At 61.5% G+C, this 20,579-nt stretch carries 11 protein-coding genes and 2 pseudogenes; 9 read left to right on the top strand and 4 right to left on the bottom strand.

The annotated features are described in order from the left end of the window. The first annotated feature begins 147 nt into the window (after positions 1–147). From NF876_RS12620 to NF876_RS12630, 3 genes are all read left to right on the top strand, one after another. On the top strand, positions 148–354 hold the full coding sequence (locus NF876_RS12620) for a hypothetical protein (protein ID WP_262269143.1): 207 nt from the start codon (positions 148–150) through the stop codon (positions 352–354). Then, positions 342–818 (top strand): class I SAM-dependent methyltransferase, encoded by a 477-nt coding sequence (locus NF876_RS12625; protein ID WP_262269144.1) that lies wholly within the window; start codon positions 342–344, stop codon positions 816–818. The genes NF876_RS12620 and NF876_RS12625 overlap by 13 nt, the downstream gene beginning before the upstream one ends. 555 nt (positions 819–1,373) lie before the next feature. Then, complete coding sequence (locus NF876_RS12630; RefSeq protein WP_262269145.1) at positions 1,374–3,923, top strand: arylsulfatase; 2,550 nt, start codon at positions 1,374–1,376, stop codon at positions 3,921–3,923. A gap of 406 nt (positions 3,924–4,329) precedes the next feature. Here the strand turns inward: NF876_RS12630 and NF876_RS12635 are convergent, their stop codons facing one another. After that, on the bottom strand, positions 4,330–6,123 hold the full coding sequence (locus NF876_RS12635; RefSeq protein WP_262269146.1) for an adenylate/guanylate cyclase domain-containing protein: 1,794 nt from the start codon (positions 6,121–6,123) through the stop codon (positions 4,330–4,332). 557 nt (positions 6,124–6,680) lie between these two features. Between NF876_RS12635 and NF876_RS12640 the strand changes: the two genes are divergently transcribed. After that, complete coding sequence (locus tag NF876_RS12640) at positions 6,681–8,408, top strand: adenylate/guanylate cyclase domain-containing protein (RefSeq protein WP_262269147.1); 1,728 nt, start codon at positions 6,681–6,683, stop codon at positions 8,406–8,408. A 406-nt stretch (positions 8,409–8,814) separates the two neighbouring features. On the opposite strand, the gene NF876_RS12645 is transcribed toward NF876_RS12640, so the two are convergent. Beyond that, a complete protein-coding gene (locus tag NF876_RS12645) occupies positions 8,815–10,254 on the bottom strand; it encodes an IS1182 family transposase (protein WP_262269148.1) in 1,440 nt (479 codons plus the stop codon). 447 nt (positions 10,255–10,701) lie between these two features. On the opposite strand from NF876_RS12645, the pseudogene NF876_RS12650 reads away from it, so the two are divergent. Beyond that, a pseudogene (locus NF876_RS12650) lies at positions 10,702–12,073 on the top strand (MBOAT family O-acyltransferase). Positions 12,074–12,412: 339 nt separating this feature from the next. Beyond that, positions 12,413–13,144: a hypothetical protein gene (locus tag NF876_RS12655; RefSeq protein ID WP_262269149.1), complete on the top strand. Its 732-nt coding sequence runs from the start codon at positions 12,413–12,415 to the stop codon at positions 13,142–13,144. A gap of 328 nt (positions 13,145–13,472) precedes the next feature. Here the strand turns inward: NF876_RS12655 and NF876_RS12660 are convergent, their stop codons facing one another. Both NF876_RS12660 and NF876_RS12665 read right to left on the bottom strand, forming a co-directional pair. Further along, entirely contained in the window at positions 13,473–13,844 is a 372-nt protein-coding gene (locus tag NF876_RS12660; RefSeq protein ID WP_262269150.1) for a response regulator, read from the bottom strand. Positions 13,845–14,181: 337 nt separating this feature from the next. Beyond that, complete coding sequence (locus NF876_RS12665; protein WP_262269151.1) at positions 14,182–14,907, bottom strand: polysaccharide deacetylase family protein; 726 nt, start codon at positions 14,905–14,907, stop codon at positions 14,182–14,184. A gap of 885 nt (positions 14,908–15,792) precedes the next feature. Here NF876_RS12665 and NF876_RS12670 point away from each other — a divergent pair. The 3 genes and pseudogenes from NF876_RS12670 to NF876_RS12680 all read left to right on the top strand — a co-directional run bounded on the left by NF876_RS12670 (position 15,793) and on the right by NF876_RS12680 (position 19,770). Further along, positions 15,793–16,926, top strand: coding sequence for a DUF2778 domain-containing protein (locus NF876_RS12670; RefSeq protein ID WP_262269152.1), 1,134 nt, complete (start codon positions 15,793–15,795; stop codon positions 16,924–16,926). 92 nt (positions 16,927–17,018) lie between these two features. Next, a pseudogene (locus tag NF876_RS43430) lies at positions 17,019–17,433 on the top strand (IS6 family transposase). Between the two features lie 1,209 nt (positions 17,434–18,642). Next, entirely contained in the window at positions 18,643–19,770 is a 1,128-nt protein-coding gene (locus NF876_RS12680) for a site-specific integrase (RefSeq protein ID WP_262269164.1), read from the top strand. Positions 19,771–20,579 lie beyond the last annotated feature (809 nt).

Below are 20,579 nucleotides of genomic sequence, written 5' to 3' on the forward strand. Positions count from 1 at the left end.
TTTCATCACGCTGCTCCTTGGAGTGGCCTAGGGATGGGAACCTCTCATGGATTGTTTCTGACCCTCTGAGCTGACCTTCGCCACACTTGCTCTGATACGAGAGGGCTTCTACCATTCCTCTGGAGGGGAGCCTTGTGGGAATGGGCAATGGTGGACCTCAGCACGCTAACACCGGCCGAGCGCGCCCAACAGCTCGGTCATCCCGACGGCGAGATCGGGTTAGCCATCACCGAGCGCCTGAACACGGTCAATCGTAGGGTCAATGAGGCGGTCTTTTTCACCGACTTGACCTCAAGCCAGGGTACCACGTTCTTGAAGTCGGGTTTGGCAATGGCCGCCTGGTGCCGGTTCTGATTGGCCATGACGAGACCATCCGTTACATCGGTATCGACATCTCGGCTGCCATGGTGGAAGAGGCGTTGCGGTTCAACCAAGCCCTCGTGGCAAGCGGCCGAGCCGAGTTTCTTCACGGTTCGGCCGAGGCACTTCCTTTTCCGGAGGGCAGCTTCGACCGAGTCTTCGCCGTGGCTGTGGCGTATTTCTGGCCCGAGCCGGTCAGAGCTCTTACGGAGATCCATCGGGTGCTGCGGCCCAGTGGCATCAGCATCCTCGCCAGCATGTATCCCGAGACGGCCACATCGTTTGAGTTCGCCCGCGCGGAGTTCGGATTCCGTGTCTACGACGCCGATACTCTGGTTACAATGCATCGCGAGGCAGGATTCAGGCATGTTGTCGTGGAGACTTATGATGAGGTGACGACGCAATCGAATGAAAACAACGGACCATTGCGGGTTTACCTCATCGCGGCCGAGGCATGAGACCCCGACCCTCAAGGCGACACCCGGTATCTCAACTGAAGACGAACGGTTTCTGAATGGCCGCTCCTGCCGTTTTTCGGCCGATTGGCATACAGGATGCTGGGCCTGATCTGACAGGCTGGCGCCATTAGTAGATCGACTCAGCACCGCTCGGGAGTTTTTCAACAAAATCTGCCAGGAACGGACCTTTCTCGATCTTAGTCACGACAAGTACCACTGTTACCACTGTGGTTCTGGCGGAGACGGTCAAGAGATTGATGAATTTGCCTGGGGTCACCCCGCTGAACCGTGCCTCATCGAACGTTCATGCCGTGTCTCGGTAACTCCTAGCAGGAGCGATCCCGGCCGCGAGGGCATCGCCGATGGCACCAATCAGGGTTTTCCCCGATCAGTTCTAGGACTGACCCTGATAGCGCGGCGGTCGGGCCTCAAGCGATAATAGAGGCCAGCCAGGACGGCGCTGTGACCATGCCGCGGGCGTACCTGTATGGCACAGGGCTGCATTCCGTTCGCAACTCGTCAGGGGTGCGTCGGCGCTCTCGAAGGGATCATGCCATGAAAGCGATCTCCCTAGCCCTTTCCCTCGTCTCTGCCAGCATCCTGGCCATCTCCGCGGCCCAGGCCCAGCAGATCACCGGCACGCCGGGATCGCCCGACGCCACGACGACGGTCGACGGCCGCTACCTGCCCAATCCGCCACAACCGTTCGGCGGCCAGATCAACCTCAACGCCGCTCAATCGAGACCGTACTGGCCGGCCCGGGTGGCGCCTCCCCAGGGCGCTCCGAACGTCCTGCTGATCATGACCGACGACTGCGGCTTCGGCGCGCCCTCGACCTTCGGCGGCGTCATCCCGACCCCGGCACTCGACCGCATCGCCAATCAGGGCCTGCGCTACACCCAGTTCCATTCCACCGCCCTGTGCTCGCCCACCCGCGCCGCGCTCATCACCGGGCGCAACCACCATGCGGTCGGCTTCGGCGTGATTGCGGAGCAGGCCACGGGCTACCCGGGCTACGACAGCATCATCGACAGGAACTCGGCCACGATCGGTCGGATCCTGAAGGATAATGGATACGCCACCTCCTGGTTCGGCAAGGACCACAACACCCCTGCCTTCCAAGCGAGCCAGGCCGGCCCCTTCGATCAGTGGCCGATCGGCATGGGCTTCGAGTATTTCTATGGCTTCGTCGGCGGCGACACGAGCCAGTGGCAGCCCAATCTGTTCCGCAACACGACGGCGATCTATCCCTATGTCGGGCAGCCAAACTGGAACCTGACCACCGCGATGGCGGATGACGCCATCAGCCACATGAGGATGCTCAACGAGGTCGACCCGGCGAAGCCCTTCTTCGTCTACTACGTTCCGGGCGGGACCCACGCACCGCACCACGCGACACCGGAGTGGATCCAGAAGATCAGCGAAATGCACCTGTTCGACAAGGGCTGGAACGCGTTGCGCGACCAGATCTTCGACAATCAGAAGCGGCTCGGGGTGATCCCGCAGGACGCCAAGCTCACGCCCTGGCCGGACAACCTGCTGAAGACCTGGGACAAGCTGACGGATGACGAGAAGAAGCTCTTCATCCGCCAGGCAAACGTCTACGCTGCGTATCTTGCATACACCGACCACGAGATCGGCCGCGTAATCCAGGAGGTCGAGCGCCAGGGCAAGCTCGACAACACCCTGATCGTCTACATCTCGGGCGACAACGGTTCGAGCGCCGAGGGCTCACCGATCGGCACCCCGAACGAGGTTGCCCAGTTCAACGGCGTCGAAGTGCCGGTGGCGGACCAGTTGAAGTATTTCTACGACGCCTGGGGGTCGGACCGGACCTACAACCACATGGCGGTCGGCTGGACGTGGGCGTTCGACACCCCCTTCCAATGGACCAAGCAGGTCGCCTCGCATTTCGGCGGCACGCGCCAGGGCATGGCGATCTCCTGGCCGGCGAAGATCAAGGACCTCGGCGGCATCCGAAGCCAGTTCCATCATGTGATCGACATCGTCCCGACGCTCCTGGAGGCCACCGGCCTTCCGGCCCCCACCATGGTCGATGGCATCGCCCAGAGACCAATCGAAGGCGTGAGCCTGGCCTATACCTTCGACAAGGCCAACGCGACGGCGCCGACGCGGCACCGGACCCAGTACTTCGAGATGTTCGGAAACCGCGGCATCTACAACGACGGCTGGTACGCCAACACGAAGCCGATTCAGGCGCCCTGGATGCTGGCCTCCACGCCGCCGCAGGACGTGATGAACGGCTACGTGTGGGAGCTCTACGACCTGACCAAGGACTGGACCCAATCCACCGACGTGGCTGCCGCCAATCCCGACAAGCTGAAGGAGATGCAGCAATTGTTCGTGGCCGAGGCCAGCAAGTACCAGGTCTTCCCGCTCGACAACACACTGGCGACGCGGCTGGTGACACCGCGCCCCAGCGTGACAGCGGGCCGCAATGAGTTCACCTATGCTGGTCCACTCACCGGCATCCCGATGGGAGATGCCCCACAGCTCCTCGGCACGTCCTACACGGTGACGGCCGAGGTCGAGGTGCCGCAGGGCGGCGGGGATGGTGTCTTGGCGACGCAGGGCGGCCGCTTCGGCGGCTGGGGCTTCTACCTGCTCAAGGGCAAGCCGGTGTACACCTGGAACCTGCTCGATTTCCAGCGGGTGCGCTGGGAAGGAGCGGATGCCCTCACGCCGGGCAAGCACACACTGACGTTCGACTTCAAGTATGACGGGCTCGGCTTCTCGACCCTGGCCTTTAACAACATGAGCGGTCTCGGCCGCAAGGCGACGGGCGAACTCAAGGTCGACGGCAGGGTAGTCGCGACCCAGACGATGGACCGGACGATCCCGTTGATCCTGCAATGGGACGAGAGCTTCGACATCGCGTCCGACACCGGCACCCCGGTTGATGACCGTGACTACCAGGTGCCGTTCGCTTTTAATGGCAAGCTCGACAAGCTGACGATCAAGATCGACCGGCCGGAGCTGACGGCCGAGGATGAACGCAAGCTCAGGGAAGCGGCGGCTCTCGCCCGCGACAGCATCACTCCGACGACTGGAGCTATCGAAACACGGAGTCCAGCCACCAAGTAGACCTGTGTTGTGTCAGCCAATGCATTCAGCCCGCGCACTGTCTGACGCCCGAGCCGATCAGGCCCCGATCCGTTGAAGGGCATGCCTGAGGTTGGCCGCTCCTGATTGAGCGGCCAACCTCTTGCGTCCCATCGGGAAGACCTGCTTGCTCCGGCAATTGCTTCTACCCGACGCTTGAGCATGCTCCCAGGCCGGGTCACCTTTCAGCGTCAAGGTCTGGAACGGATCAACCTGTGCCATTGAGCTCTTGGCTGTGAAAGTCAGCTCACGCCCCCAATGCGGAATTATGGCTAAGGTCAGCCCAGTGCCATCAACCGACATTCGCAGCATCGTCGCCCTGGATGTGGACGCCATAAGTTCCCCGGTATTGCATCGAAGTCGCGTTGCTCCCTTAGCTGCGGTCCATCTACGCTGGCAGCCCGGCCAAGCGCAGCCCTTCCCGCAGGAGCTCCTCGTCCTCCGCGCGCCGAAGATAGGAGGTGTCGATGAACCAATCGACGTACTCCGGGGCTCCCGCGTTCTGATCGCCGCACCACACGTCCCTGACGCTATCCAGGAACCACCCGGCGCATCGCTGAGCCGGCTCCGCTTGACTCAGCAGGCCAAACGCCGCACTCAGCAGCAACATGTCCCGGCGGTGCCAAGTGGGCTCGCCCGTTATGCGGTATCGAAGCCGAGAAACGACGTCCTCGTAGCGCCGCAGCAAGAACAGCGTCCTGGCCTCATAGAAGTTGTACCACTGCGGATAGCGCGGGTTCAGACGCCGTGCGAGCTCGGCAGCCATCAGGCCCTTCGCCGGGTTCCCCAAGCACGCTTGCGCCCAAGCCCAGAAGATCTGAATCGTCGCGTCGTTCGGGTTCATGGACTGCGCAAGATCGAGGTGACGCTCGGCCCGGTCGAACTCCCGCCAGGTCAGGAACACGTAACCTGCGGTCGATTGCACCCGCGGTTCGGTTGGATCGACCGTCAGGGCCTGCTCGGCCAGCCGGCGTGCCTCGATCCGGTTCGGATCCCGCTCTCGCGGAAGCCCGATGCCCTCCTCGGCGGCCTGGTTGAGATAACTGAACGCAAGCCCGGTGTACGCCCTGGCGAAGGTAGGGTCGAGGTCGCGGGCGCGCTCGAAGAACGCCCGCGCCCGAGCCTGCCCGTCGTCCGTGAAGACGTCGGTGAGGCGATGCCCTTGCAGGAAGAGATCGTAGGCGCGCATGTCCTGCGGCGGCCGGCGGCGCGCCACCGCCTCAGCCTCCTCCTCGATGCGCCGGGCCACGGTTGCGACCACCCTGCGTGCGATCTCGTCCTGGATGGCGAACACGTCCTCGAATGAGCGGTCATACCGTTCGGCCCAGAGATGGGCGCCTGAGGCGGCGTTGATCAACTGTCCGGTGATCCGGACCCGGTCGCCGATCCGGCGCACGCTGCCCTCGACGACGTAGTCTGCATTGAGCACCCGCCCGACCTCCCGCACGTCGACGTCCTTGCCCCGGAACGAGAAGGAGGAGTTCCGGGCAATGACGAGAAGCTCCCGGAAGCGGGCGAGCTCGGTGATGATGTCCTCGGTGATGCCATCGCTGAAGTAGACTTGGTCCGGGTCGCCGCCCATGTTCGTGAACGGCAGCACCGCCACGGCTGGCCGGTCGGCGCGGAGGATTTCCTTGGCGGATAGGGTGCGGATCGGCGTTCCCTGCCCATAGGTTGCTTTGACGGCGAAAGCCCGGACAGGCTCGTCGATGTTTTTGACGGGTTGCGGGCCGAGATCCTCGAAGGTAACGGGCAGGGCCTTGCGCACGTATTCCTGGGCTGTCGCCGACAGGCAGATGCCCCCGGGCCGGGACAGCGCCTGAAGTCGGGCGGCGATGTTGACGCCGTCCCCGAAGAGATCGCCGCCCTTCACCATCACGTCCCCCACATGCACCCCGATCCGGAATTGCAGGCGCCGGGTCTCCGGCAGCTCGTCATTGGCGGACGCGAGCGCCTCCTGGGCTCTCAGCGCACACGTCACCGCATCGACCACGCTGGGGAACTCGGCCAGCACGCTGTCGCCCGCCGTGTTGGCGATCCGCCCCCGGTGTTCGGCAATGAAGCCGTCGAGGATGGCGCGATGGGAGGTCAGCGTCTCAAAGGTCGCAGTCTCATCCATTCCCATGAGGCGGGAGAAGGCTTCCACGTCGGCCGCAAAGAGGGCGGCTAGCCGGCGCTCCATAACCGAGACCTCCGGTCCAATGGCTCACTTTGCTGCTATTGCCCCACGAGGCCGGTCGGGTTCCCTTCTAGCCGCATGTGACTGGGCCGCATGAGCACAACCATTGTGCACCCAAGACCACGAACAGGCCATCCCCTCGTGGGACTACGACGCTTGACCGGATGATCATGGCACGGATATGTGCGCTGTGACGAGATCCGCGGCTTGCCTCCCACATGCGTAACCAACTGGATTGCAATGTCGCCTCAGGGTCAACCTTTCAGGTTCCGGACGCCCAACTTACGTTGGCTCATGACCGCCGAAGCAGACCAAGTGATTTCGTCTCACGACTGCCAAGAGCCGACATTGCAGTCTAAATGCATCGTCGTCCCCTGCCGTCTGCAAGCGGGGCTTGAGGATAGCTGAAGCCTCCCATCTCAAGCCCATACCTCTTGTTGGACCTATAGGGGCAACAAAGTAGCGGATTTCATCATCCCCGCCGACGCTCTCTCGCCTTCCACCCTCTGGACCCAGGGCATGCAACGTACCAAGATGGAGGTGCGCCCCAGGAGTGCACCATGGGCTCGCAGCATCGGGTCGAGCGAAAGCTGGCCGCTATCCTCGCCGCGGACGTCGAGGGCTACTCACGGCTCATGCAGGCCGACGAGGCCGGCACGCTCGAGGCCCTGACGGCCTGCCGCGAGATCATGGATCGGCTGATCGCCGGCCAAAGCGGCCGGATCGCCAACACGGCGGGTGACAGCGTTCTGGCCGAGTTCCCCAGCGTGGTCGACGCGGTGCGGTGCGCCGTCGCCATCCAGGAAGCCCTGGCCGATGCTGAAAGAAGCCTTCCCGAGGGCCGCCGGGTCCGGTTCCGCATCGGGGTGCACATGGGCGACGTGATCGTCCGTGCCGGGGACCTATTTGGGGACGGCGTCAACATCGCGGCACGACTTCAGGCGCTTGCCAGTCCAGGTGGCGTGTGCATTTCCGGTGAGGCGCATCGCTGCGTCCGCCGGATCCTCCCCTTGGCCTACACCGACCTCGGGGATCGAACCGTCAGGAACATCGAGGATCCGATCAGGATCTTCGCAGTCGGGCCAGCGACGGGCGCGAGCATGTTGGTCGATACCTCGCCGCTGTTACTGCCAGACAAGCCCTCGATTGCCGTCCTGCCGTTTGCCGCCATGGGTGGCGGACCCGACCAGGATTACCTTTCGGACGGCATCTGCGAAGAAATCACCACGACCTTGTCCCGGCTGCACGGCTTCTTCGTCATCGCCCGCTCATCAGCGTTCACGTATAAGGGCAAGCCATCCAACGTGCAGCAGGTCAGCCGCGAACTCGGCGTGCGATACGTGCTTGAGGGAAGCGTTCGCAGAGCTGGCGACCGCGTGCGGATTGGCGTCCATCTCGCCGATGCTGTTGTGGGTACTGAAGTCTGGGCTGAGCGATACGAGCGCGCCCTGGTCGATCTCTTCGCACTCCAGGACGAGATCGCGGCCAGCGTTGTGACTGCTGTCGAGCCCCAGCTCTACGCGGCAGAAAGCGCGCGCCTCCAGCAGAAGCCGCCAGGCAGCCTCGATGCTTGGGGCTGCTTCATTCGGGCCCTCCCACACATGTGGCGGTTGCGCCGTGAGGATAACCGCGCTGCCCTCGATCTGTTGGAGGACGCGCTCCGGCTCGATCCGAGCTATGCCCGAGCGCTTGGCCTGTATGCTTGGCTCAGCCTCTGGAATGCTCACACGGGCTGGAGCGCGGGCGGGCTGCAAGGCGTTCTCGCCCCGGCCGCAGAGGCGGCCCTCACAGCAGTGTCCCTGGCCCCCGACGATCCCTGGGCCCGGCTTGCGCTGGGATTTGCTTATATGTTCCAGCGAGCGCATGAGGATGCGGTCGAGGAACTTCACCTATCGCTCGACTTGAACCCGAACTTCTCGCTGGCGCACGCCTGCCTCGGCCTCACGCTTGCCTATGGCGGCAAGGGCACCGCCGCAGTAGCGCATCTCGACACGGCCACGCGCATTAGCCCACGAGATCCTTTCTTCTCGGTCTACGCTGGCGTGTATGCCTTCGCCCACTTTATGGCAGGGAGCTACGGTGCCGGATTGGAGTGGGCGCGCCGCTCCGTCCGGCTCAGTCCTGACTTCCCCGGCCATTGGCGGGCCGTCGCCCTCACAGCAGCAGCCCTAAAGCATCGGACCCAAAAGTGGACTTGCACTTTTGGAATACATTCCGATGCTTTCTTCTTGAATGAGAGCATCGGTCAGAACGGAAAACCGGACCCACTTTTCCGTCCGATGCTCTAGAGCATTGGGAGGAGGCACAATCGGCAGTGGCGGCGGCGCGGCGGCTGCAACCAGGCTATTCAGTCGCGTGGGTCGAGAAAGCTTCTCCGCTCGTGCATGCGTCGGATCGGGAACATTATTGCGCCATACTTCGACCCGTTGGCTTGCCTGAAGAGTGACCGAAGTGGCTGTGGCGCATTGATTAAAGGTCCTCCGCATGCTGTTTAATAGTTGCCAATGTCGGCATCGGGTCTTGGTCGTGTCAAAATGCTTTTGCCGAAGACGGATCACGGCTTTTCCTGCTCCAGAGCCCTTCACCATCACCGGAGCGCGGATTGGCTGATCGTCGATGGAATGGAGCTTCCATTGTCACTGACGCGAGGATCCGGCGTGTCACAGGCTTGATGACACGAGCATAGCCCGGCCCCTAGGCCCTGAGGGCGGCCAGCAGCGGCTGGATGCCCAGGATGTTCAGCACCCGGGTGAGATTGTAGGCCAGCACGTGCAGGGCCATCTCGCTGGCCACCTTCGGCAAGGTCTTCAGCAGGAAGTGGGTGGCGCCCATGCGCAGCTTGATTGTGCCAAAGGGATGCTCGACCACCTCCCGCCGCTGGCGCATGGCCTGCGGGTTCAGATCGAGCCTACGCTGCACCGCCTCCAGCACGTCCTCGTGCTCCCAGCGCACGATCCGCCGCTGTGGAGCTGTGGTGCAGCGGCTCTTGAGCGGGCAGGTGTGACAGGCGGTGGTCCAGTAGCGCCGCAGCGTCAGCCCCCGCTCGACATTGCTGTAGTAGTACTTGAGCTTCTCGCCCGCCGGGCAGCGGTAGGCGTCCTCCTCGGGCAGGTAGACGAAGTCCTGCTTGCCGAACCGGCCATCCGCTTTCGAGCCGGAGGTCATCGGCTTAGGCAAGGTGACCGTCACTCCCGTCTGCTCGCAGGCCAGGATCTCCTCACTGTCCCAGTACCCTCGGTCAGCGACCGCCTCGAGCGTCTGCACCTCCAGGACAGCCTTGGCTTCCTTGCCCATGACGGAGAGTTGAGCGCGGTCGCAACCGTCGTTGGTCACCTCATGCGCCACGATCAGGTGGTGCTGTGTCTCGACCGCCACCTGCACATTGTAGCCCACCACCCCGGAGCCGGGCCCGCTGGTCGCCATCGAGCGGGCATCCGGGTCCGTCAGCGAGATCTGCTGATCGGGAGAGGCCAGCATCTGCTGCTCCAACTCAGCCAGACGCTGCATCTCCTGCTCGAGCCGGGCGATCTTCTCTTTCAGCCGGGTGGTCCTGGCCGCCAGCGCTTCTGTTGGGTCATGCCGGTCAGCGGTGTCGAGCTGCCGGAGATAGCGCGCCACACTCTCCTCGATCTGGGCGCGGCGGCGCTCCACCTTCGCCCGCGTGAAGTTGCGATCCCGGTTGTTCACGGCTTTGAACTTGGAGCCGTCGATGGCCACGCTGGCAGTGTTGAGCAGCCCCAGCGTACGGCAGAGGGTGACGAACTGGGCGCAGACCTGCCGGATGGCCCGGCCGCTGTCCTTGCGGAAATTGGCAATGGTCTTGTGGTCCGGCATCAGGCGGCCGGTGAGCCACATCAGCTCGACATTGCGGCTGGCCTCGCGTTCCAAGCGCCGGCTTGACTGCACCCGATTGAGATAGCCGTAGATGGACAGCTTGAGCAGGATCGCGGGATGGTAGGACGGGCGTCCGGTGGCTTCGGGCACCACCCCGTCAAAGCCCAGCGCCCGCAGATCGAGCGCCTCGACAAAGGCATCGATGACGCGCACAGGGTTGTTCTCATCAACCCAGTCGTCCAGGCTTTCGGGAAACAGCGTGGTCTGGCTGCGATCCACGCCTTCGACAAAGCGTCTCATCGGATCCCCCAAACATGGCAGGGAGATCATACCATCAGCCGCGTTTTGACACAGCCAGGGTCAATCTGAGTAGTAGCGGATGCTGGTGCGAAGGTCGGCTCATCTCAGCAGTGCGGAACTACGGCTAAGGTCAGTCCGGTGCCAATTTCCGACATTCGTCTAGGCTGGAGCAATCCTCGCTTTCGTAGGCTGACGCTTGACGGCGAGAGATACATAGTTGCACGTCACTTGACTGTCGGGATGTTGTTCATGCTGCACAAGTATGCCGATCGCGCGACCCTCTGAGACCCCCGCCTCAGGGCCCGGCAAGCGGGGAGGCTATTCTTGTGCGACTGTCCCGCCCCTTGCGCTAGATGCCGCCTGAGTGTGCAATGCGATGGATTCGAAAGTAAATCTTGAACATCGTTGGGTCTGGATTCCTCAATCAATGAGGAGGCGTGGGGGCTAATGCTTTTCAACTCCTTTGCATTCCTGCTTGTGTTTCTGCCTATCTCGCTGACGCTGCACTGGCTGGTCGAGCGCTTTCGCCCAGAATGGCGCCTGCCTCTCCTGCTCGCTCTGTCATTCCTGTTCTATGGCTATTGGGACTGGCGCTTCGCTCCACTGCTCGCGGTCTCAATCCTGGCGAACTGGCTGATTGCGCAGGCATTCCTCCAAACCCGCAAGGAAGTTTTGATTACGCTGGCGCTCGCCGCGAACCTCCTGGTCCTAGGGCTTTTCAAGTATTTCGACTTTTTCGCAGGCCTCGCCAATTTGATCCCCGCCATCACGGCGCCGAAGTGGAACCTCGCCTTGCCGCTCGGGATCTCGTTCTTCACGTTCCATCACGTGATGTACCTCACGGATCTAAAGGCCGGGCGCGCCGCGTTCCGGTCTGATCCGCTACGGTCTTTACATCGCCTTCTTCCCTCAGGTGCTCGCAGGCCCCCTCGTCCGCTGGAGCGAGGTGATGCACCAGTTCGACGAGCGGCCCTACACGCGGCCAGACGCGGCGGAGCGCTTCGCCCGCGGGCTGATGCTGCTGACCCTCGGTCTCGTCAAGAATGTATTCATCAGCGATCCTCTGGCGCAATACGTGAACCCGATCTTCAGCCAGGCCGCAGACGGACATATGGTCACGTTCGCCGAGGCATGGCAGGCGACCCTCGGCTTCACGTTCCAGATCTATTTCGACTTCTCGGGCTACACCGACATGGCGCTCGGCATAGCGCTCATGCTCGGGATCGTCCTGCCGCAGAACTTCGACAAGCCCTATACCGCGGTATCCCTGCAGGACTTCTGGCGCCGGTGGCACATGACCCTGTCCCGCTTCCTGCGTGATTATCTCTACATTCCGCTTGGCGGCAGCCGAAACGGTCTCGCCGTTCAGGTGGGTGCCCTCTTCGCAACGATGGCGCTCGGAGGCCTATGGCATGGCGCCGGCCTCACCTTCGTAGCCTGGGGCGTGATGCACCGCGTGGAACTTGGCGCGGGTGTCCTGTGGCGTCGCGCGGGCCTGCGCATGCCGGCCGCGGCAGGCTGGGCGCTGACGATGCTGTTCGTCATCTTCGCATGGGTTCTGTTCCGTGCCCCGAGCTTCGATGCCGCGCTGCGCATCTACGAAGGTCTCGTCGGCCTCACCCCACTCGGCGCGGCCTTCAAGTGGCGTTCGATCGTGCTTGCGGCGGCCGTCGCGTGTCTTGGGCCGACGGCCTGGGCCGTCATGCAGGCTGTTCCGCCCCGGCGCGGGGTCGCCTTGGGATTTGCAGCCGTGCTGGTCGCAATCCAGTTCCGGATCGGCGATGCCGCCAATTTCGAGTTCATCTACTTCCAGTTCTGAAGGATCGCGAAGCCCACGACGGCACCTGCCCAGTCTCACGAATGGACCCGCTTTGCACGCTGGGCGGTGTGCTCTGCCTTCGGGTTGTTCTCGGTGCTCGTGGCGGCTCTCTATCTCGTCGATCCCTATGACACGGGCCGCTCACCCCTCTCGGGCGGGTCGCACCTCCGGGGCCAGAAGGACGTCAACGCGACGGCAAGCGTCGGCCGCAACTCCAGATTCACGGCGGCCGTCATCGGCAACTCGACGATTGCTCTCGTGAGGCCTTCGCGGCTGACGGAGCTCACCGGAATCTCGTTTGCACAGCTGTCGGTGCCAGGAACTCAGATCCCGGAACAGATGACCGTCCTGGACTGGTTCATGCGCCACCACGCCGACAGCGCCGAGGCACTGGTCATTTCGCTCAACCGGGACACCTGGTGCACGCAAGACCCGAAGCGGATAGGCCAGAGTCCGTTCCCGTTCTGGCGATTCAGCACCTCTCATCTGGAATATCTGGGAGGGCTGGTCAGCGTGAGCAGCCTGGAGCAGGCAGGCCGACGCCTCGGGATCATTCGCAACACCAAGGCCCAGTCCGCGGCAGACGGCTATTGGGATTATGAGCCGTTCTATGCAGGGAAGATGGCGGATCCCCGGAGGCTCGAAGACCTCTACACCAGAGGAAGCGATCAGTCCGGCAATCTCAACGCGACGTACCCGGCGGCCGATCTGCTAGGGCAGAAGCTCCAGGCGCTGCCTGCCGACCTATCCGTCGTTCTGGTGTTCCCGCCCGTGTTCACGGCAAAACAGCCGCAGCCGAGCACGCCGCGATACGCCGCGGAGCAGGCTTGCCGGAAGCGTTTCTCCGATCTTGCCTTGCAACGGCCCAATACGGCCATCGTCGATTGGTGGCTCGACCGGCCGGGGATGACGGGTCCCGAGCTTTTCATCGACCAGATTCACTATCGTCACCCGGTTGCCCGTGTGCTTGAAGAGGAGATTGCCACGGCTTTGCAGACCTTGCGCGGAAACGCACCCGCGGTGCGACCAGTTCATGAGGTCAGTTCCGAAGGTGCTTCAAGGACTCGTTGAAAGCCATGACGCAGTTTTGCAAGTTCAGGTCTTGGAGGTCGTTCAACACTCTTCAAGGCCCTCATCTTGAGTTCATAAATGGGCGTAATGCAGGACTCTGAGGAACAGTCCGTGTGCATGGACCAGAAGTCTCGATGTGCTCCACCTCTGGATTTGCGGTTGGAACGGGTAGGTTGATGAAGGTTAAACTTCCGAGATGGGCCATCCAGGCAAATTACAGATCGTCCAGGAAAGTTTGCATTTCCTTCCTCGACCCGACGTTCAACCTCCTTCGCAAATGTGCCGTTTCCCGACGATCCCACGAAGCGAACAGCATTGGAGGCCGGTCTCATCCGAAGAGTGTGCGGGCAAGCTGGCGCAGGTCGACGGGCTTGTCGCAGCGGGGCACATCCTTGTAGGCCTCGGGCAGTGACCATGTCTCATATCCGGTCGCAAGCACGAACGGCACAGCCCGCTCGCGCAGGGCGTCGGCGACCGGATACGCCTTCTCGCCCCTTAGGTTCACATCCAGGATGGCCCCGTCGAGAGCCCCCTCCGCCGCGATCAGCTTCAGCGCATCGGCCACGCTTGGTACCGGACCGACCACCTCAACACCCGCTTGTTCCAAATCGTGCTGCACGTCGTCGGCCATCATGTACTCGTCCTCGACCACCAGGATGCGGCGGCCTCGCAGTGCGAAGGCAGAGATCGGGTCAATCATGCTGAGCTTTCCCGTGGGTCCTGGAAATCGGCAGAGTAATCGTGCAGTGCACACCATGGGGCGTCAGTTCGTACGACATCTCAGCCCCGAATTGAAAATGCGCGGCCAGCTCCGAATCTAAACACCAGAAAGAGCAAGTAAAAGCCGTAAGCTGATGTCGTGGCGCGACAGCTTCTGGGCGGCGCGCATAACCTGGGAGGGCATTGTCAACTTGAGCAAATCAGGACTGGTTGAGAGCGTCCCGACCAGACCTGAGGTATTGAAAGTACGTCCTGGACCTTAAGTCAGGATCCCTCAAAACAGGGCAAATCTAGTCAAGTTGACCCCCTACGCCCGATCAGTGCATGTGGTAGGTGTTCCTGACAGCGGCCAATGGGATGGCCGTGGTTCGTGGGGCAGCAGGTGCTGGGGTGACATGAACAACCCTGAATCCGCGGAGGCGCAACTCGCGGAGAAGGTCGGGGAGCATCGCGGCCGTCTGCGCACGAGTATCGTGAAGCAGAAGAATACCGCCTCTGCTCTGCTCGAGCCGGTGCAGCACGAGTTGCAATTCAGATGCCGGGCTCATCGGCAGCCAATCCGAAGCCCAAAGGTCGGCGCCGAACACCGCAATATGTCGGCTGGCGAGGAACGCGAGCAGCGACTGGGTATCGGCAAAGCCTGGGAAGCGGAAAAACGGGACATGCGGAAGCCCGCCCGGTATCTCACCTCCCCAGCCTGCAGCATCGACCGCCTGCATGCCCCTGGTGATCTCGGCAACGGCCGCTGCGGTGGGCAGGCCGCGCAGGGTCGCCGCCGGATGGGACCAGCTGTGGTGCGCCACCGTGTGCCCCTCCGCGATTTCACGGCGGACCAAGTCCGAATGCATGAGAGCATTACGGCCGATGAGAAAAAAGGTCGCCTGGACGCACTCGCGGCGGAGCGCGTCGAGGACCCGAACTGTTGTCTGGGAGGCAGGGCCATCATCAAACGTCAGAACCACCTCGTGGTCGGCTAACGGAAGGGTTTGGGGATAGTTCTTGCGACCGACCTTCACCTCTCCGTTCACCTCCAAAGGAAGCACGCGCGACACTCCAAGTGCGTCTGCTCTTGGGCAGGTGGCGGAGCGCATCGGAGAGCCAGAACCAGTCACAGGCAGAACTAGAGGTGAGCGGTCCAAGGGGCGTCCGGACTGCTGCTGCATGGCAGGCGGGCTCCTGAGCGGTTCAGCGAGGGATGGAGTACAGTCGACCGCTAACTGGAGCACTCCTGCCATAAGGGCGGCGAGACCTTGGAAATCCCAGCATCTCCATGTCATCGCTACCTCCGTGAAGCTGGAAAGAGGCCCGCAGGGCAAAATCGACACTGATGATTGCCCCCGCCCGAGGGGAGCGCAACGGGGATGTCACATTAACTGACTATAGCCGCTGGGCTGGCCGGAAAGGTTAGTTTCTGCACAGCCCATTCCGTTGGAATCTTCTCAGTGTGAGAATTTTTCCTTAACGAGTACAGGGTAGTATTCGCTGTTAATGTGACATCCCCCACCGGCACTATCAACCGAAGGCAGCCTTCCCTTCGCAGCTTAGCTTCTGTGTGACAGTCCGATCTCCTCATGGAGGGTTGGATGAGAAGGTCAATACAGATCTCTTTGTCCGGGGGTGCTGGCCGGGATGTTGGGCGAATTTTGTTTTAAGGGCGGGAGCGACCGAGGGTGGATGCCGGGTGTGTGTTCTGGGACGCGGCATTTCTCCAGCGCCGCCAATCTGGCCTGGTCCTAGATCTTTCGGATAGTCCGGCACGGCAAACGCTTCCGCACGACATCATTGCCATATTTTGACCATACCGCCTCTTGATCCGAGAGGCTGTGCCTTCGCGTGGCGTCCTCAACCAATCCAAGGACTCCTTTCCGCCCTGCTACATGGGTCGAGGCGGGTCATGTGCGGCCTGAGTTGTTGTTTTGAGATCATTGATGCTGTTGATGCCTTATTCCTCAGGCCGCCGAGCCCAGCGCCATCTCGTTCTGACAGTTGCCCTGGTCGCAACTCTCATGAGTTCTGCGGCGTATTTGGCCGACCTTGCTCTCTTCGGCGACGCACCGGTGGTCGCCTCTTCAGGGCCAGACAACCCTCCAAGGCCCGCGCAGGAGTTCACCACGGGTACCTTCGCGTCAGCAGACAGCCGACCGCTCATCAGCTTTGCTCCCGCGATGAGCCTCGAGACGTTTGACTTGGTGCATAACACTCCGCTCGCACCGAAATTCAGCCAGTTGATCGCGCAATACGACGCGGATCTTAAGCCGCAGCCCGCCTTGGCCGCGGCCGCCTCATCCGGGAGCTCCGTTGAGCCCGATCGGCTGCCGTCGAATCTCGCGGCGATGGCGGATCCCATCGAACCGACGCCGGAACCCATTCCTCTCCCGGTGCCGCGCCCTCCCGAACTGCGTGCTCCCGCACCTCGCCTGCCCGAGGCTCCAAGAAGCTCGCGCGGGGCTGCCCCTGTACCCAGGACCAGTGCCACTGTGGCAGGCGAGCCGGACGACCGCACGTTCCTGGAGAAGCTTTTTGGTGCTAAGCCTGCCGCCCCATCGGCGTCCGCTCTCGGCTATGCATCGCTCGGCAGCGGAACGGGCAATATCGCCCCGGGTGCCCCCCTCACCCCACCTCCGAATTCGACTGAGAGCGCAGCGACCGCCGTCTATGACATCAGCGCGAAAGTCGTCAGCATGCCGAATGGCGAGAGGCTGGAGGCGCATTCCGGGCTCGGAGACAAACTGGACGATCCCCGCTATGTGCATGTGTCAATGCGTGGAGCAACGCCGCCCGGCACCTACGAACTCACCGAACGCGAAAAGCTCTTCCACGGGGTACGCGCTCTGCGCATGAACCCGGTTGGAGGCAACGCAGCGATCTATGGCCGGGTCGGCCTGCTGGCTCATACCTATATGCTTGGCCCAAAGGGAGATTCGAACGGCTGCGTATCCTTTAAGGATTACGATCGCTTTCTTCAGGCTTACCTGAGGGGAGAGGTCAAGCGACTGGTCGTCGTGCTCGGCCGCGGACAGGACGTCCTTCCCCGCGTCGCCAATGCCGATATCGGCAAGTAGAAGATCTGAGATGGACCATTGATGCTCGCAGGGGCTCCGTTGCATTAACCTTGGCCGTATAACGAGGGGCGGCAATCTAAGGAGCCGCTCTGTTGTCTCTTTTCAAGCATCGCCGCTTTCGCGTTGAGATCATCCTGCTGTGCGTGCGCTGGTAGTGCAAATACGGGATCAGTTACCGCGATCTCGCCGAGATAATGCGGGAGCGGGGTGTCGAGGTCGACTCATCCGCCATCCTCGATTACGACCGACAAACTGACACCGTATCCAACGGCGATCCAGCGCCTGCAGGAGGAGGGCCTGCTGTCGAAGGATGTCAAGCATCGGACCTCAAAATACCTCAACAATATCATCGAGGCCGACCACGGTGCGCTCAAGCGCTTGATCCTGCCGACCCGCGGTTTCCAAAAGATGAAAACAGCCTAGACGACGATCAAAGGCTTTGAGGTCATGCGGATGAATCGTCGTGACCACTGCAGCCTAGCGCGACAGGCGAAATCCGTCTTGTGAACCAGTTCTTCCTTGTGAACCAGCTCTTCGGTCTTGCCGCCTGAGCCATCCATTTCGGCTAGGTTCGTCCTGCCCTTTCCAAGTTGATGCAACATAGGCGCATCCGGCGCCCAGGCCAACCGGAGCATGGCCGAGTGACGTGATCATCAACCTACTCGATGCCTCACTTGCAGCCATTTCCAGGAGCAAGACTGTCGCTTGGAGGACACCGTTGTGTTCGGAGACTTGCCTTCATCAGGCTGGCGGTACTGGGCCACTTGGGCCCTAACCATCCTGATTGGTTTGCTGGGCTTGCTCTTCTACGAGACCCTGCGCTTCAAATGATCATATATCTTGCGAAAGCCTGAGCTCGCTGGCCAAGACTTATTGCGAGCACATTGGAGGACCATCGTTCCCCGCTCAGGGAGGCAACGATGCGCTTTTGCAAGCTACCAAGGCCAGGCTGACCCACATGGGCGGCATGGGCTTTGATAACCGCAATAGAGCTGATCGGGTTATGACTACTCGTGATCTTGCTGTTCTAGGGTGTTCCCCATCTCACCAGCTTCAGTTGAACGCCAACCTCCTGGATTGACGAATTGGCTTTCCTGAGGTTCACTTGATCTACCTGACTAAGAGTGTGCCATGCCAGCCACCTGTCCGAAGTGCGAAGAACCTCTGTTGAGCGTGAAGTGCTACAGCGTAGATATCGAAAGCTCAGGCGCCCTACAGAGTGGTACGGTCTATGCTTGCCCGATATGCTCTTCGGCCATCACCATCACGCTAGGAGCGCCGCCAATTGTAGCCGGAACAGTTGTCGAAACTGTCACGGATGTAGCAGTGAACCCGAACGACACGCTTCCAAACTAGCCTCAGCGAACGAGTCAATCGTTTACCCTCTCTATGATGATCCAGAGGTGCCGATCGTCTTACCAGTTCAAGCCTCTCAGCAATGCTTTCTTCAACGCAGAGATTGGGACTGACTCGATCAGCAACCGATACAGATACTCCGCGTAGCCCTTTTTAGCTTCTCGTCCCGAGCGCGTTGTAGCACCTCCGCCTTCTGCCGGATTACCTCAATTCTTGCGGCACTCTCTTCAGGGCTAAGTGTCTTTTCTGAGGCCGCTGCTTGAGCTGCTGCTTCCGCGGCAGGCGATTGGGCGTGGGCAGTCTGAGAGACAATTGCGAGAGCAATGAAGGAGACGGCTGTGGCAATGGCGTCCACGCAAGATCACAAAGGCCGTTGTCGATGCTCTGCAACCGGGTGATTTGGCCTGGGATGCTGACGTGAAAGGACTTGGCATCCACTGCCAGCGGCGCGATCGGGTCTACATGGTCAAGTACCGCTCGCAGGGAAGACAGCGCTGGTACACCATAGGTCAGCACGGCTCCCCCTGGACGCCGGAGCTCGCCCGGCGGGAGGCCAAGCGCATCTTAGGCTTGGTGGCCGAGGGGAAAGACCCGGCTGACAAAAAGAGGAAGGACCGGTCGGCTCCGACCGTCAGTGCCCTGGCAGAGCGCTTTCTGGAGGAGCATGTCGCTACCAAAGCCAAGGATCGGACATATATCGAATACAAGCGCCTGATTGAGCGGGTGGTAATGCAAGAGCTTGGATGGCTGAAGGTAGACGAGGTGCGCTCGTCTGATATCGAGAAGCTGCACCTGAAGTTTAGGGCTACCCCTTATCAACCCAATCGACTGGTGGCGCTGCTCTGCAAGATCTTCAACTGGTCCGGCAGGCGCGGCGAGCGCAACCCCTGCATCGGAGTGGAGCGGTTCGCAGAGCAGAAGCGGCGGCGCTATCTCTCCTCAGCCGAACTCGCCCGGCTTGGGGCCGCCCTCATCCAGGCTGAAGAGGAGAAGCTAACCTCCCCTTACGTGGTGGCTGCCATTCGTCTGCTGGTGTTCACCGGAGCGCGCTTAACCGAGATCCTGACGCTACGGCGGAATCATGTCGATCTTGAGCGGGGGCTCCTGAACCTGTCCGACAGCAAGACCGGTGCGAAGACGGTCTACCTCAACTCGGCGGCTCAAGAGGTTCTGACCACCCTCCCCCGCCCACAGGACAATCCATTTGTCATACCCGGCGAGCGCATGGGGCGGCACCTCGTCAATCTGGAAAAGCCATGGCGCAGGATGCGTGAGCTTGCACAGCTGCATGACCTACGCCTTCACGATCTGCGGCATTCCTTCGCGTCCATCGGGGCCGGTGCTGGTCTGGGACTGCCCGTCATTGGGGCCCTTCTCGGCCACGCGCAAGCCGCAACAACAGCCCGCTATGCCCACCTTGCAGCCGACCCGTTACAGCAGGTGGCTGACCTGATCGGGCAGAGACTTGCTGCCGCCATGAATGGCTAACGGCTTGGCAGTAAGGGTGACATCGAATGTTTTAACTTATGGAACAGACACAAATGAACCTACGGTTCGAAGCTCCAACGGCCTGCTCACTGTTGCAAGCGGCGCTCTGGATCACCAGAGCGCAGCAGCCGATACCAGATGAGGTCTTTGACGCAGCTCCTCTTGCGCCCCTCGATGCCTCTGAGACCGAAACGTATGGGCCGCTGAGGCAACTCCTGCTGGCTCTCAGAAGTGGAGAACTTCCTTCAAAGGGTCAGTTCGAGCTTCGTGTAGCTGATGATCATGATAATCCGCATTGGATGCCCAATTGTCTCACTCCCACCATCAGGATACCCGAGTGGCTCCGGCGTTGGTCGGATATCTATTGGCAGGTTTCTGAGATCTCAGGAGTAGAACTGGACCGTTTCGGCGTGTGAGTGGAGGCCGGTCCGAACGATGGCGAAGCATCCTAGTCGTCGCCAGCACAGGTAACTGGTAGGCCGTTCCAAGACCGGACAGACCCAGCCAACGTCTCCTTCCGGCCTGTAAGCTGACGAAAGCATAGTGTCCGAGAAGTGCCATTACCGGACCTTTCTTTTTCAAAGATTCATCTCAGGGAAATCCGTCGCGATCTGGTCGGCTCGTCATGCGTTCGATCAAGCGGTCCTCGCCGCACTCGGTTGCTTGCGGGATCGCTCCGCGCGCATAATAAGCTCACGCGGCTTGTCCCGGCGCCTGGGGCGTGGTATTTGATCCCAATGTCTTTGATGCAGAACATTGTTGCAGCTAATGTTCCGTCTGCCGGTTGCCCGGCGGGCGCAGGCCCTATG

The sequence above is a fragment of the Microvirga yunnanensis genome (assembly GCF_025460875.1).